Annotated in this window: 11 protein-coding genes; 4 read left to right on the top strand and 7 right to left on the bottom strand. The window is 33.6% G+C overall.

From position 1 onward, the window contains the following. Positions 1–75: 75 nt before the first annotated feature. A complete protein-coding gene (locus bsdtb5_RS12395; RefSeq protein ID WP_271712298.1) occupies positions 76–1,107 on the bottom strand; it encodes a helix-turn-helix domain-containing protein in 1,032 nt (343 codons plus the stop codon). Between the two features lie 383 nt (positions 1,108–1,490). Between bsdtb5_RS12395 and bsdtb5_RS12400 the strand changes: the two genes are divergently transcribed. After that, positions 1,491–2,120: a DedA family protein gene (locus bsdtb5_RS12400; protein WP_271712299.1), complete on the top strand. Its 630-nt coding sequence runs from the start codon at positions 1,491–1,493 to the stop codon at positions 2,118–2,120. 165 nt (positions 2,121–2,285) lie between these two features. Here the strand turns inward: bsdtb5_RS12400 and bsdtb5_RS12405 are convergent, their stop codons facing one another. After that, the gene (locus tag bsdtb5_RS12405) at positions 2,286–4,283 is read right to left on the bottom strand and encodes an FAD-dependent oxidoreductase (protein WP_271712300.1); all 1,998 of its coding nucleotides are present in this window, start codon (positions 4,281–4,283) and stop codon (positions 2,286–2,288) included. A 569-nt stretch (positions 4,284–4,852) separates the two neighbouring features. Here bsdtb5_RS12405 and bsdtb5_RS12410 point away from each other — a divergent pair. Both bsdtb5_RS12410 and bsdtb5_RS12415 read left to right on the top strand, forming a co-directional pair. Next, positions 4,853–5,443: a TetR/AcrR family transcriptional regulator gene (locus tag bsdtb5_RS12410; RefSeq protein ID WP_271712301.1), complete on the top strand. Its 591-nt coding sequence runs from the start codon at positions 4,853–4,855 to the stop codon at positions 5,441–5,443. A gap of 192 nt (positions 5,444–5,635) precedes the next feature. Further along, complete coding sequence (locus tag bsdtb5_RS12415; protein WP_271712302.1) at positions 5,636–9,868, top strand: 2-hydroxyacyl-CoA dehydratase; 4,233 nt, start codon at positions 5,636–5,638, stop codon at positions 9,866–9,868. Positions 9,869–10,019: 151 nt separating this feature from the next. On the opposite strand, the gene nudC is transcribed toward bsdtb5_RS12415, so the two are convergent. The 5 genes from nudC to bsdtb5_RS12440 form a co-directional block, all read right to left on the bottom strand. Further along, entirely contained in the window at positions 10,020–10,880 is an 861-nt protein-coding gene (nudC, locus tag bsdtb5_RS12420; protein WP_271712303.1) for an NAD(+) diphosphatase, read from the bottom strand. Between the two features lie 114 nt (positions 10,881–10,994). Further along, entirely contained in the window at positions 10,995–11,270 is a 276-nt protein-coding gene (locus bsdtb5_RS12425) for a hypothetical protein (RefSeq protein ID WP_271712304.1), read from the bottom strand. Positions 11,271–11,292: 22 nt separating this feature from the next. Continuing rightward, positions 11,293–12,285: a phosphotransferase enzyme family protein gene (locus tag bsdtb5_RS12430; RefSeq protein ID WP_271712305.1), complete on the bottom strand. Its 993-nt coding sequence runs from the start codon at positions 12,283–12,285 to the stop codon at positions 11,293–11,295. A 459-nt stretch (positions 12,286–12,744) separates the two neighbouring features. Next, positions 12,745–13,614, bottom strand: coding sequence for an SDR family oxidoreductase (locus bsdtb5_RS12435; protein ID WP_271712306.1), 870 nt, complete (start codon positions 13,612–13,614; stop codon positions 12,745–12,747). 135 nt (positions 13,615–13,749) lie between these two features. Beyond that, positions 13,750–14,313 (bottom strand): beta-class carbonic anhydrase, encoded by a 564-nt coding sequence (locus bsdtb5_RS12440; RefSeq protein WP_271712307.1) that lies wholly within the window; start codon positions 14,311–14,313, stop codon positions 13,750–13,752. 256 nt (positions 14,314–14,569) lie between these two features. On the opposite strand from bsdtb5_RS12440, the gene bsdtb5_RS12445 reads away from it, so the two are divergent. Then, the gene (locus bsdtb5_RS12445) at positions 14,570–16,618 is read left to right on the top strand and encodes a methyl-accepting chemotaxis protein (RefSeq protein WP_271712308.1); all 2,049 of its coding nucleotides are present in this window, start codon (positions 14,570–14,572) and stop codon (positions 16,616–16,618) included. The last annotated feature ends 159 nt before the right edge of the window (positions 16,619–16,777 follow it).

Genomic DNA, 16,777 nt, shown 5'->3' on the forward strand with positions numbered 1-16,777 from the left:
AAATCCAATTACTCCAATTATTTTATCAACTATTTAATTTCCATCTTCCTCTACACAACTATCATAACCGGAAAATTATTTTAAACTCTTCAACCTTACGATTTCTCTCCTTGGATAATCCACGGTTTCTCCTAACGTAATCTTCCATTCATTTTCTAATAGTTCGATTTCTTTCTCTCTAGCATCAATCGCAGCATCATAATGTTCACGAATTTCCTCTATATGAGCAATTGCTTCATACGCATCTGTATATCTAGGTTGTGGTTGTAAATCAATTGCCTTCTTATAAAAGCTTATTGCCTCCTCATATCTACATAGTCCCGCCATACAACTCGCATAAGAGGATATCGCCATCCATTCTTCTGAATATTTCTCTATCATCCCTGTCCATTCCACTATGGCTTCTTCTATATGTCCTTCTTCTTTTAAGATTAGGCCTATGTACAGATTCACTCGAAAATCATCTGATATCTGACGCATTTTCTCTACATACACACGTGCCTCTCTTGTTCTTCCATCCGCAATGAGACAATCCAATAACCATAGATAACCTTTTGCATAATCTGGATGTAATGTAACAAATTCCTTATAGTAATCAATCATTTCATGATGGTTGTAACAATTCCAATCACAGATTACACCATTGGTAGCTTTGCTTAAAGTAACATGGCAATTTTTATTCTCTGGTGTGAGTTCTAAGGCCTTTTTCGCATAATTTTCAGCCAATATATGATACCCTTTTGCTCTATGTACATACAATTCTGCAATTCGTTCTACATATACAGGATTCTTTGTTCCTTCATTTATTTTATCCAATAGATATTGATTGGCATAATTAAAATCCTCCTCCTTAAGTATCCTATCCTCATATAACATATTTTCAATTCTTTCAAGATGTGCTTCTTCTGTCATCTCGAACAATTCATCAATGGTCACACCAAAATATATGGATAACTCAGGTATGAGGGACAAGTCCGGGGTTGTTACTCCATTCTCCCACTTTGATACTGCTTGGCTCGATACTCCCATTTTATCTGCTAGTTCTTCTTGTGTTACTCCTTTTTGAAGTCTTAATTTCTTTATCATTTTTCCGATTTCAATATTCATAATTGCTATTCCTTTCCTAGTAGAAATACTTCTATTAACAAGATAAGTTCATTCTGATAGATCTATTTATTTTCTATTTATAATTTCTCAATGCATAGGTGATATAAAGAAATATAAATATATTTTAAGAATTTTATTTATTATTTGTTCGAACATACTTATTATGCTATAGAAATCTATGATATACAATAACTTCCTAGTTAACCTCATTTAACCATCAGTTACATAAGTGATTGTTTCAATTAATATATTTATTTTATTTATACTGTAAGTTTTCTCAATGATAAATCTGTATTCACTATACACTTGTTCAAATCATTATTCTAATAACCAGAAATAAAACATACCATTATATCAATAATAAGTTTGAACTAGGAATTGTTATGAAAGACTTAGCATTACAAATATTAAATGAATATGGATATTGGGGGATTCTATTACTTACTGCGCTTGAAAGTATTTTTCCAATTATACCTGCTGAAATTCTTCTTACATTAAGTGGATTTATGACCACTTATACGGATCTCACCCGTATAGGGGTAATATTATATGCAACGATTGGCGAATTAATTGGTTCCCTGATCTTATATTCTATTGGCCGATTCTTTAAAATTGAAAGATTGACACACTTTACAGATTTGAGAATTGCGAAAACCATTGGCTTTCAGAAGGAGCAATTATATCATACTAGGGACTGGTTTATCCAGAAAGGAAAATATACTGTCCTATTTGGTAGATGTATTCCCGTCTTAGGTAGCCTAATTTCTATTCCAGCGGGTATGGCTGAGATGAATTTATTACAGTTCATCGTATTTACCCTGATTGGAATCTCCATATGGAATACAGTCCTTGTAATATTAGGTGCTGCTGCAGGTTCCTCTTGGGAGATTATCGCAAATGGTGCTGGTACTGTGTCAACGGTTTTTGCTTATTTATTTGTCATCATTGTGATTATAAATGGGATATTGTTATATCAGAAACACAGGAAAAAGAAGAATGTCATTAAATACTAACTATGCTCCTAGTAAGCAAAAAAAATAATAGAACGTTTACATCTACTTCTATTGATGTAAGCGTTCTATTTTGCTTAACTAATGATATTTACCAAAAAAGGAGCATATCAAAAGCGTTCTTTATTTCAATGAGGGGAGTATTCTTTTTCTGTAATCACGAACAATTTAAATATTTCTAGCCACTTCATATGCATTCCAGATTGCATACATAATATTTGATACTTGATTAGCATCACCTAATAGATGTACATTTGGAATATCATATTTAATCTCTTCATACAATGATTTTTCAGAAAGGTAACCAACAGCTACGATTGCTGAATCAGCTGCAATTACTTCCTCTTCATCACCAGATTTAAGGACAAATCCGTCTTTTGTTGCACCTGTAACCATTGTTTTTAATTTCAAATCAATTTTCATAAACTTTATTAAATCTTTTAACATATCTTCATTTGCATGGCAAAGTGGACCACCCACTTTTAAGATGTCATCTTGTAATTCAACAATTGTAACAGTCTTTCCTTGATCCGCAAGCCATAGAGCAGTTTCACATCCTACAAGACCGCCACCAATGATAATTGTTGAATCACCAGCATCTTTTTTATTTAATAATACTTCTTCTGCTGTATATACTTTATCAGAACCTGGTATTGATAATACTCTTGGTTTAGAACCGGTTGCTACAATTACCTCATCTGCATTGAATTCTTTTACCATCTCTTTTGTTACTGTCACATTATAACGAACTTCAACACCCAGCTCTTTTATCTCATTCGTATACCAGTTTGCTAATGCAATATCATCTTCTTTAAAGTCTGGTGCACCACCAGGGATTAAGTTACCACCTAATCGATCTGATTTTTCAAATACAGTAACTTTATGTCCTCTCTCAGCTGCTACTCTTGCAGCTTCTAGACCTGCAACTCCACCACCAATAATCATTACATTTTTGATCTTTCTTGCAGGTTGTAGAGCATATTCGGCTTCTCTACCACAAGCTGGATTAACTGCACAAGAAATATTTGCATAAGTAGCAAGTCTTCCCATACAACCTTCTTGACAAGATAGACATGGACGTACTTTATCATATTGATCATTCATAATCTTATTAGGAATATCTGCATCTGCAAGTAAAGGTCTTCCAAGTGCAATCATATCTGTCTTACCATCTGTAATGGCATCACTTGCAAGTTCTGGATTCTCCATTCTTCCTGCAGTAATAACTGGTACTTTTAATACACTTTTCAAGATTTCATTGTAAGGAAGATATAATCCTTTCTCTTGATACATTGGTGGGTGACTCCAATACCATGAATCATAGGAACCAACATCTCCATTGAAAGCATCGTAACCAGCTTCTTCAAGAATCTTGGCTGCTTCAATTCCTTCTTCAATGTCTCTTCCCTTTTCTACAAATTCTTCTCCTGGAAGTCCGCCTTCTTTCCAGTCTTTAATAAAACTCTTTATACTATAACGTAAAGAAACTGGGAAGTCTTGACCGCAGGATTCCTTGATTGCTTGTACAATTTCAATTGCAAATCTAAGACGATTTCTTAAACTACCGCCATATTCATCTGTTCTATTATTAAAGAAAGAGATAGCAAATTGATCTAGTAAATACCCTTCATGAACTGCATGAATCTCAACTCCATCAAATCCAGCCTTTTTAGCTATTGCTGCTGATTCTGCAAATTTTCTTACATATGTCTTAATCTCTTCTACTGTTAATTCTCTACAAGTAACACCTGGAAGCCATCTATGAGGAATCTCAGATGGTCCAACCGCAGTCTTTCCAACGATTGAAGGAATACTAACGCGTCCGAATCCAGCAGATAGTTGTAAGAATATCTTAGCACCATATGCATGAACTCTTTCTGTCATCTTCTTACCAGTTGTAACGAAGTTAAGTGGGTTAAGAGTTGGACATGGCATGGATGGTAATGCACATTTTTCAATGTCATTTTCAACCATCGTAACACCTGTCATAAGAAGTCCAGTACCACCTTTGGCTCTTTCAACATAATACTCTACACCACGTTCATTATATGTTCCATCGGCATCACATAAACCACCAGGTCCCATTGGCGCCATTACAAATCTGTTCTTAATTTCAAGTTTACCAATTTTAATTGGTTCATAAAGATTTTTGTACTTCTCTTTCATAGTAAACCTCCAATTTTCTTATGTAGTTATATAGGCTTCAATTTTCAGTGAACATATTCACCGAATACATTCATTTTACGACTTTGTTATAATTTTGTCAATATGATTATTACAAATTTTCTAATGATTCGAGGGGCAAAAGCCTTGATTAACCTTGGTTGTGTATATTGATGTATAATTATTAATTTTGACGTAGTCCGGCCGAAAGTATCGTTTATATTTTGTCAAGACTCAAAGTAAAAATAGGAACATAAGTGAGTATTTTTACTTGTTCTGAGGCTTGTAAAAAATATGATGCTTGAGGGGAAAGGTAGTCAAAATTCATAATTATACAGCGATATACACTTGGTAAACTAAAATAAGGCTTTTGTCCCTCGAATCATCTAATTGGTATATATCATTGCCTATTTAATAACTATTGTTACAATGAATTATTACTACCCTATTTTGATTCAAAATGTCATAGCTTATTCATAAAATTCTATCTTAATATTTCTGATATTCCTTTTTAATTGACAAAATACTTCACTCCACTATAATTAATCTATATAGATTGTTAGGAGATTATTATGAAAATGCAAAAATTAACGAGTCGTAAACTACAGGCAGAAGCGACTAAAAATAAATTATATCAAGTTGCAATTGAACTTTTAGAAAAAGAAGGCTTCGAAAAATTAAAAGTTGAAGATGTGTGTAAAGCTGCAGGTGTATCCATCGGCTCTTTTTATAATTACTTTTCTTCGAAATATGATATCCTCTCCGAAATATTTATTCGTGCAGATCAGTATTTTGAAGAAGAGGTAAAAGATAGTATTAAAGAAGGATCTACCCTTGATAAAATTCTTGAATATTTTGATTATTATGCGAAATACAATCAAAATGTAGGTATTGATATAATGAAACAATTGTATACTTCAAATAATAAAATATTTACTCAAAAAGGCAGATATATGCAAGAACTCTTAAAACAAATCATATCAGACGGACAAGAAACTGGTGAAATAAGCACTACGTCTTCTCCAGAAGAGATATGTGAATTTCTTTTTATTGCTGCTAGAGGTGTTGCATATGATTGGTGTATTCATGATGGCGAATATAATATCGAAGAATACATGCATCAATATATGATGAAACTGATTGTAATTTTTAAAAAGAATTAATTGATTAGGATGTAAAATTAATTCTATAAATAGGAGTCAAATACGATGAAATGATCTCATTGTATTTGACTCCTATTTATTATGTTTTCTTAACTCTCCTTCCATTAATCAAAAAGTCTTTTATCACCCGAATAAATGGATAAATATTGTAAATAATCTAGATAAGAACAGATTTATGTAAAGGGGATTCCTATGAATAATTACAGGCTCGGAATTGATATTGGATCTACGACTGTGAAACTGGCAGTTCTAGACCATGATTATCGATTGATCTATAGTGACTATAAAAGACATTTATCAGACACCAAACATACCTTAATTCAGCTAATTCAAAACTGTTATAATACTTTAGGAGATATTTCCCTTAAAGTTAGCGTAACAGGTTCTGGAGGGCTATCTGTATCTAAATGGCTAGACCTTCCTTTTGTTCAAGAAGTAATTGCCTGCTCTGAAGCAGTCGAGATACTAATTCCTGAGACAGACGTTATCATCGAGTTAGGTGGTGAAGACGCGAAGATTACGTATCTTAGAGGGGGAATGGAACAACGAATGAATAGTAGTTGTGCTGGTGGAACGGGAGCATTCATTGATCAGATGGCAATTCTTTTGAACACAGATGCTACTGGATTAAATGAATATGCAAAAGGATATCAGATCATATACCCTATTGCCTCTCGTTGCGGAGTATTTGCCAAAACAGATATTCAACCACTTATTAACGATGGAGCTAGAAAGGAAGATATTGCTGCTTCAATCTTTCAAGCGGTTGTCAATCAAACCATTGGAGGACTTGCTTGTGGTAAACCAATCCGTGGTAAAGTAGCCTTTTTAGGAGGGCCACTCTACTTTCTTTCAGAATTACGGTCTTTATTTATTAAGAGCTTGAATCTTAGTAAAGAAAATGCTATAACTCCCGAGAACTCCCAGTTGTATGCAGCAATTGGTTCAGCAATTTCTGATAATTCAATGGAAACTGTCTCTTTGCAGGAACTTGTAAATAGAGTAGAACATATCAATGATTATACCGATCAAGAGCTCAAAAGATTAGATCCACTATTCAAAGATGAAAAAGATTATCAAGATTTTCTCAAAAAGCACAATCACTCCGAGGCAAAGAGAGGTAATCTATCTGAGTATTCTGGAAGAACCTATCTTGGGATAGATGCTGGCTCTACCACGACCAAGATTGTATTAATTGGTGAAGATTCTGAGTTATTATATTCCTACTATGCAAATAATGATGGGAATCCATTAAATAAGATTATTCAGATTGTGAGAGAATTATATAACTTACTTCCTAACAAAGTTACGATTGCCAAATGCACCGTAACCGGATATGGCGAAGCTCTGATTAAAGCCGCTCTTCACGCTGATCTTGGAGAAATAGAAACGGTAGCTCATTACAAAGCAGCCAAACATTTCTTACCAGAAGTTGATTTTATCTTAGATATTGGTGGCCAGGACATGAAATGCCTTCGCATCAAAAATGGAGCCATTGATAATATTCTTCTGAATGAAGCTTGCTCTTCTGGTTGTGGTTCCTTTCTTGAAGGATATGCTAGCTCACTTCATATGTCAGCAGAGGAATTTGCGAAAGAGGCCCTCTATGCCACTGCTCCAGTTGATCTTGGAACAAAATGTACTGTATTTATGAATTCCAAGGTGAAACAAGCACAAAAAGAAGGTGCTAAGCTATCCGATCTATCTGCCGGTCTCTCCTATTCTATTATCAAGAATGCTCTTTATAAAGTAATTAAAATGAGAGATGAACATGATATTGGTGAAAATGTCATTGTTCAAGGAGGTACTTTTTATAATGATGCCGTATTACGTAGCTTTGAATTAATATCAGGAAGAGAAGCAATTAGGCCTAATATTGCTGGGTTGATGGGAGCCTTCGGTGCAGCTTTAATTGCCAAAGAACAAACTAATATGGGTGAACTGTCTACTCTTTTACCTAAAGACTTATTGTATAATCTTACAACCACAACCTCAAGTCGCAGATGCCAAAGATGTCAAAATCATTGCTTACTTACTATAAATCATTTCTCAAATGGAGAATCCTTCATTGCTGGAAATCGATGTGAAAGAGGATTAGAATTAGAACATAAAATTATCCAAGCAGAACAATTACCTAATCTATACCGATACAAATATCAAAGGACGTTCAGCTATCATTCATTAAGACCAGAAGAAGCCAAGCGTGGAATCATTGGTATTCCTAGAGTTCTGAATATGTACGAGAATTATCCTTTTTGGTTTACTTTACTGACTAAGTTAGGTTTCTCCGTCGTGCTCTCATCTCCCTCTAGTAAGATTCTTTATAAAAAGGGATTAGAAACCATACCATCAGACTCGGTCTGCTATCCCGCCAAATTATGCCATGGTCACATTATAGATCTGATTGAGAAGGGGGTTAGGACAATATTCTATCCTTCTGTTGTATATGAAAAAACAGAGTATCAAGATGCAAACAATCATTATAATTGCCCAATTGTAATATCCTACTCCGAAGTTATCAAAAGAAATATGGATGAATTGGATAATCATCATATTACCTTCCTCTCACCTTTTCTATCATTAGATAATGAAAAAGTTCTTGTAAGACGTATTATGGCGGAATTCAAAGACTATCATGTTACTTTTCATGAAGTTAAGGAAGCTATTATGGCAGCAAGTAAAGAACGTGAAGTATATAAGACGGATATTAGACGAAAGGGAGAAGAGGCGCTATCCTTTTTAAGAAAAAATAAGCAAACGGGAATTGTTTTATGCGGAAAGCCATATCATGTTGACCCAGAGATTAACCACGGCATCCCTGATATGATTAACTCCTATGGAATGGCTGTCTTAACCGAAGATAGTATCTCCCATCTGACACAGCTTAAGAAGCCATTAAGGGTAGTTGATCAATGGGCTTATAATTCCAGATTATACCGCGCTGCAACATTGGTTGCCAAAGAAGATTTCCTTCAATTAATTCAGTTAAATTCCTTTGGTTGTGGCTTAGATTCAGTCACTTCAGACCAAATAGCTGAACTACTGGCTACTGGAGGCAAGATGTATACGATGTTAAAAATTGATGAAGGAAATAATCTTGGTGCTGCTAAAATTCGCATTCGATCCTTAAAAGCAGCGATAGAAGAACGTAACAATCATTCTCTTTCCTCATCTTTTGAAGAAGTATCCTATCATAACCCAATCTTTACAAAAAAAATGCGTAAAACACATACCATATTATCACCACAAATGGCACCCATCCATTTTCGATTGCTACAAGTAGCTGCTAAAACTTGTGGTTATCAGATTGAGGTTCTTCCTGCGATGGATAAATCTGCTGTTGAAGAAGGCTTAAAATATGTTAATAACGATGCTTGCTATCCTGCCATCATAGTTGTTGGACAGATAATTAATGCTTTAAAATCTGGCAAGTATGATATCACTCATACTTCTGTCATGATAAGTCAAACTGGTGGTGGATGTCGCGCTACGAACTATATTGCATTCTTAAAGTTAGCGATGAAACAGGCTGGATTTGACCAAGTTCCTATTATCTCATTGAACACCGTCGGTCTTGAAAAGCAACCAGGATTTTCTCTATCAGTCAAATTCTTGAATCGTTGTATTATGGCATTACTCTATGGTGATTTATTTATGAAAGTACTTCACCGAACTAGACCTTATGAAAAGATCCCTAGTTCTGCTGAACGATTATATGAACAATGGAATGAGAAAGCGAAAGCTAACCTACTCACTGGTAGTCGAAGCGAATTTAAGGAATATACAAAAGGTATCATCCGAGATTTTGATCAACTGGAACTACTTCCAATCAATAAACCAAAGGTCGCTATTGTAGGTGAAATATTATTAAAATATCACCCTACTGGTAATAACGATATCGTTCATCTCTTAGAACAAGAAGGTGCAGAAGCCGTTGTTCCAGACCTTATGGATTTTATTTTTTACTGTGCTTATAATTCAAAATTTTTATATAAATATCTGAATGGGACACGTCTTAAGATGACATTAAGTGATATGACTACACAACGGATTATGAGATATCAAAGAACTGTTATGAAAGAATTAGAACGAAGTAACCGTTTTCAACCTCCAACCCAGATTGAAAAACTAGCCGAAATGGCCTCCCCTATCCTATCACTCGGTAATCAAACTGGAGAAGGATGGCTAGTAACAGCAGAAATGCTTGAATTCATAGAGCAGGGCATTAACAATATCATCTGTGTACAGCCCTTAGCATGTCTTCCAAATCATGTTACAGGAAAAGGTATGTTCAAGCCATTAAAAGAAAAATATCCAAATTCTAACATCATTCCGATTGACTATGATCCTGGAATATCCAATGTCAATCAGCTCAATCGAATTAAGATGATGTTATCTGTCGCGATGAAGAATCTTGATAAATAATTTATCTAGAGTAGAGTATTTAAAAACTTTTTATACCCTAACCAATCCCATAACTTAAAAATCAACCAGTGCAATAAGAAACTAAGTTAAATTCTACAAAGTTTCTTATCGTATTGGTTGATTTTTAAGTTATTACTAATTATTATTTAATTTACTTAATATCTTCTCTAAACACTCTCATCATCTCACGTGTAAGGCTGATTTCTCCCTCACCACCTGGCACTTCTTCTCTGTCAAACCATTCAGCAACAGCAAGTTCATTTTCATCCATTCTTATGGTGGTATCCCCATCGACTTCTGCAAAATATCCCATCAGAACACATCCTGTAAAAGACCATGGCTGGCTTTTATAGTAAGTAATATTTTTCACCTTAAGTCCTACTTCTTCCATAACCTCTCGTTTCACTGTTTCTTCCATACTTTCACCTATTTCCGTAAAGCCAGCAACCAGTGCATATCTCTTGTAATCCCCATTTGCATATTTCGTCATTAATAATTTATTTCCATTCGTAATCCCAACAATCACTGCTGGACTAATCTTTGGATATACTATATTACCACACTTAGGACATTGCACCATTCTTTCTGTGTCACTATGAATCATAGTTTCCCTACATCTACCACAATACATATTATCTAGATACCAACCATATAACTGATAACCTGTAATCCCAGCAAATGCCAAGTATCCATACTGTGGATTTCTAAATATTCTTATATTTTCAAATGAATAACCCTTAACATTTAATTTATCTAACATAGAATTCTGCTTCCATGATATATCGTCATCTAATAGACCTAAAAAGAACATTTCCTGATCTACTGAAAATAAATATATGTATTGTATTTTATTCGTCGTAGGCATATCTGAATATTTAGGAAATTGAATGTTATCATCATCACTCATTACATATACGTTGTCTTGCTCATATATCAAAACGGTGCTATCCGCTGTTATGTTTTTCTTAAAGTATTGATTATTCAATACTTTAGGTAATATATCTTGTATCATTAGTTTATCTCCTCTTCGTATTTCATCATAAATTTTTTCACTTTTTCTATACGTTCCTTATTAAAAATAATGTATCCATTTTACTTCTCTGCAGTACATCTTCAATATATAGTGTCAACAAAATTTAGTTATGTTAATCTTATTTCCATTTGATGTATATCCGTGCTCCTCCATCACTTTAGAGAATATGGTCTTCTCGATTACATTCTTTAGCCACTTTGCCTCATCTATATTATTATTCATACCCATATCTGTTTGTAACTGGGCATAAATATCACATAACTTCGTATAATCCGTCTTATCCGATAAGCATTGAAAAACGATATCTTCCCCATATGCTTTTACTACCCTTTTCCTATCCCTCTCCAGGCTCCTTACCATATCTTGCATATCATAAATTCCTTTCTATTATCTATAAATTATTGAAAGTTCTTTGGTACCATATCTTAAAGATTCTAATCTGTTCATCAAAATATGCATCATTATACCAGCAACATCCTGCATTTCTTTCCATAACATCCGCATGTAGTCCCATTAGCCAAAGTTGGCGTAATGCTATAAATGCATTGATTGTATCTCTTTCAGATTCACTTAGCTGACGCACCGAATTATAACCATCCATAAATGCTTTCCACTCTTCACTATAACAGTAATGTTCATTTTCATATGATTCATTCCAAGCAAATACGCAGATATCATATGCACGCCATCCATAACCCATACAGTCAAAATCAAATATCATTGGTTCATTTTCTTCAAAGAATATATTCCCACTATGTATATCTCCATGGCAAAAGCCATAAATAGGTTGCTCCTTCTTAAGTTTTTGTTCTATATACTTTGAAAGTTTCTCAGATGACTCACTTAAATATTTATAATCATCTTGTCGATGCTCAAGATAGTATTTAATTCTATCTAATGGCTGTTTCATTAATTGATTTAGATCAATTGGCGAACGGCTCACTTTAAAATCCTTATCATCCGATATCTCATGCATTCTTGCAATCATTTTTCCTAAGTTGTATATGCTTTTTACCTTATCTTCACTCGGTGATTTTTTCGCTTCTTCAAATAGAACTGCATATCTGATTCCTTCTGGGGCATTAATATCCCATATATAACTTTCGTCTGCACACTTAATAGGAACCGCTACTGTAATTCCATTCTCATATAATGTATTTATAATATCAACTTCTTCTTCATAATCCACTAGTTCATGCATACCTGTTTGAGATATTCTAAGATATAATGTGTCATCCCCATTTTTCACTAGATATATATCATTCATGCCACTATCATAGAATCTACATGTTGGATGTTCGAAATGATATCTTCTTATAATTTCTTCTTGCAATGAGATAGGGCTTAATTGGGAATACCGAACTTTAAAATATTTATCTTTCATTTATTTCGCCATGCCTTTCTATTTTTGATATTTTTTCTATTATAGCATTATGACTCAAGTGTCTAAAGTCTTTTTTACCCATATTATGATTCGAGGGTCAAAAGCCTTATTTTAGTGTACTGAGTGTATATAGCTGTATAATTATAAATTTTGGCTACCTTCCCCTCAGGCATCATATTTTTTACAAGCCTCAGAACTAGTGAAAATGCTCACTCACGTTCCTATTTTCACTATGAGTCTTGACAAAATATAAACGATACCCTCGGCCGGACTACGCCAAAATTCATAATTATACATCAATATACACAATGCATGTTATGAAAGGCTTTTGACCCTCGAATCATATAATAAATATTATACACCGATTATACTTAAATAAGTAGTTTCATACCTATATCCATATTAAAAGAGCAATTACTTTTTACCCCAAAGGTAATTTCATAATTGCTCTTATGATATCTAACAATTAACAATCATTCCACCATTGATATGAATTGTCTGCCCAGACATATAACTAGAACCATCAGTAGCGAGGAATACATAAGCTTCTGCAAGTTCTACTGGCTGGCCTGGTCGTTTCATAGGAGTATTCTTTCCAAAATGTTTCACATTCTCTTTTTCAATTGAGGAAGGAATTAAAGGAGTCCAGATTGGTCCAGGTGCAACTTGATTTACACGAATCTTTTTATCTGCTAGATTCGCTGAAAGTGATCTTGTAAATGCTGAGATTGCACCTTTCGTCGAAGAATAATCAAGCAAATCCGCATGTCCATTAAATGCTGTTATTGAACTTGTATTGATGATTGCACTACCTTCCTTAAGATGTGGCAATGCTGCTCTTGTCAGATAGAACATGGCAAAGATATTAGTCTTAAAAGTTCTTAATAACTGTTCATCCGTAATATCCTCAAGTTTCTTCTGAGTATGCTGCTCTGCTGCATTATTCACTAGTATATCTAGCGCACCATATTCTTTTATTGTCTTATCTACTATTTCATTACAGAAACTGCTATCTCCGATATCTCCTTTTATAAGAAGTGCTCTACCACCATATCCTTCAATAACTCCTTTCGTATCATTTGCATCTCCATCTGCTATATTATATACAATAGCTACATTACAGCCTTCTTTTGCATAGGCAACTGCAACCGCTCTGCCGATTCCACTGTCACCACCTGTTATGATTGCTGTCTTTCCTTTTAGCCTTCCATATCCTTTATTATCTACATTATCGTAGAGTGGTTCAGGATCCATTTTACTTTCCTTTCCAGGAACCGCTTGTGTTTGTCCTTTAATATCTTTACTCGTATACATATCTTTTTCATTCATATTATTATCTCCATTCTGTCGAGACTGTGTGAAATTAATTTTCATACGATCTCACTTAATCTTTTGGATTAGTATACCCTCATCCGTTAGAATAATTCTTTATCAGAATGTAGAAAAATGAATGGATGCTAAGGACTAAACTTCGTATCCATTCACAACCACTTCTATTTTACCTGTTTCTGGATCCATGATAAGACCATGAACTTTAATATCTTTTGCTATCAAAGGGTGATTCTTAATTAATTCTACACTTTCTTTTACCGATTCTTCAACCGAATTAAATCCATGTAGCCATTTCTTTATATCAATTCCTGCATGCGTTAATGTTTCGATTACTTCTGGAGAGATTCCTCTTTGAATTGCTTTCTCTAATGTAAGATCCGCATTAAGATTACTCATTCCACATCCATGATGGCCAACTACTAATACCTCATCTGCTTCGAACTCATAAACAGCTACTACAATGCTTCTTATGATACTGCCAAATGGATGCATTATAGTTGCTCCAGCATTTTTAATAAGTTTGATATCTCCATTCTTAAAGTTCATCGCTTTCGGAAGAAGTTCCGTTAATCTTGTATCCATACAAGATAATACTACCATTTTCTTATTTGGAACTTTAGTAGTCTTATATTGATCATATTCTTTATTTTCAACAAATGCCCGATTATACTCTAATATTTCTTGTAATTTACTCATAAACGCTCCCATCTGCCACCTCTGGCGCTATACTTATCAGAAGTTGTGAAATTTATTTTCTGTTCTAATTATAGCCTATTATAACACATAAAAACACATAAAATTTTCCTTTAATATGTGCAGTTTTGTGGGTTATTATGTATTTTTTACACACTTTTAACTATATTTTGTCATTTATAGTATTGAAATTAGTATCAATCTCATCTATAATATGGAAGGTCTATCCAAAAATTCAGGTCGCAGAAGGGAACTTGTTATGAAATTCAAAAAAATAAGCACAAGAATGTTAACGTTTTTATTATCTGTAATTTTACTATCTCTTATTCTACTTAGTACTATTAGTTATCGTAATAGTAAACACACTATACAATCTCAAATCCAAACGAATATGAATTCTGAATTATATGCTGTGATGAATGATATTCAGTTAAAACTTCAAAAAGTATCTACTATGGCTGAGGAAACAGCCAAAAGCGTATCATCAACTTATACAACCACTCAACTTCCACAATATGAAACTATGCTTAGTAAAATCATATTTGATAGCGATTTAGTGCTTGGTAGTGGTATATGGTTTGAGCCTTATGTATTTGATAAAAATGAAAAGTATGTTGGTCCATACATTCATAAAGATGGTGAGAATGCCAAAGTTAGTTATGAATATAGCAATGCTGATTACGACTATTTTCAATATGACTGGTATAAAAATGCCAAAGAATCGAAATCTCCTACTTTCTCTCCTCTTTATTATGACCAAACACTTGATACCATTATGACCTCTTGCTCTGTACCAATGTATAACGAAGCAAATTTTCTTGGTGTTATCACCTTTGATATTCAGATTTCCTCAATTCAGGACTTGATTAATCATTATAAAGTTGGTAAAAGTGGAACCGCATTTCTTCTAAACTCCGATGGTACATTCATTGCTAATCATTCTACTAAGAATATAATGAAGAAAAGTATAACAAAAGACTCCAATACCTCTTTAGCTAGCTTAGGTAAAGAAATCATGAAGTCTAAAAAAGGGCTAGGTACTTATTCACTGAAACAAGTAAAATACAATGTGTATTATAGCACTATCAAAGATTTCGGATGGAAATTAGCGATTCAGATCCCTGTATCAGAAATTAATAAGCCTTTAGACCAAATGTTAACTAAATTGATTATAGTTAGTGTACTTGCTTTACTAGCATCTATCCTTGCAATTATTTCAGAAGTACATTACGTTACAAAAAACATTAAAAAAGTAACTAATTTTGCACTAAAACTATCCAATGGTGATTTTACCACATCAAAGCTAGATATTAAGTCAAGAGATGAATTAGGAACCATGGCTTTAGCATTAAATCAAATGTTAGAAGAAAATAGTGGTATTATAAGAACCATTTCTTCTGATTCAATCCATCTTTCAGATATAAGTCAAGAATTAGATAATACTTCAAACCATTTAACTTTAAGTTTTAACGAAATCGAGAATGCAGTTCGAATGATAAACGAAGACATGATGAGTTCTTCTGCTGCAACAGAAGAGGTAAATGCCTCCTCAGAAGAAGCGAATGCTTCTATTACATATCTATCACAAGAAACTCAAAAGAGTTATGAACTTGCTACCACTATTAAGAAAAGAGCCTTTGATATTGAACAAAAAAGCAAGAATTCTTTCGACGTAGCAATACAATTAGCACATAAAAATGAAGATAATCTAAATCAAAGTATGGAAGATGCTAAGATTATGGATACTATCAGTATTATGGCAGATTCTATTTCTGATATTGCAAAGCAAGTCAATCTACTTTCTCTTAACGCTTCTATTGAAGCTGCTAGAGCTGGTGAACACGGAAAAGGATTTGCAGTGGTTGCAAATGAGATAGGTAATCTTTCAGCAGAAACAACAAATACAGTGAATGAAATTAAAAATACTATTACTTTAATTCAATCAGCATATAATCAATTACTTACACATTCTCAATTTTTACTTTCATTTGTTAAAGATACAGTAACACCTGACTATCAGATGTTTGTAGATGTAGCAAAGCAATATGGTGAAGATGCTGAATCTATTGAACAGATAGTAACTAAGATCTCCACTATGACACAAAACATTGAAAATGTCATAGGTGAAGTAAAAGATGCAATAGAAAATGTTGCAGAAGCCTCACAAAATACAGCAGAAAATAGTGTAACCGTTATTTCACACATAGATAAATTATCACAGATTGTAAGTGCAATTACACAAATAGTTGCAAATGAAAAAGACATAGCAACACGATTAGATTCAATGGTCAAGAAATTTTCTATATAAGTATATTCAATTCTTACCCTCCATCGTAATAGTATAAAAGCTTACTATCACGATGGAGTTTTTTAGTATGAATCAGATACCCAACACATATAATACTTCATAATAATATAATGGGTAAAGGATAGCTATATATAGATAATTCAATCTTAACTTCTTCAG

Origin of the sequence: Anaeromicropila herbilytica (genome assembly GCF_016591975.1) — a bacterium.
In the GTDB taxonomy this organism is placed as follows: domain Bacteria; phylum Bacillota; class Clostridia; order Lachnospirales; family Lachnospiraceae; genus Anaeromicropila; species Anaeromicropila herbilytica.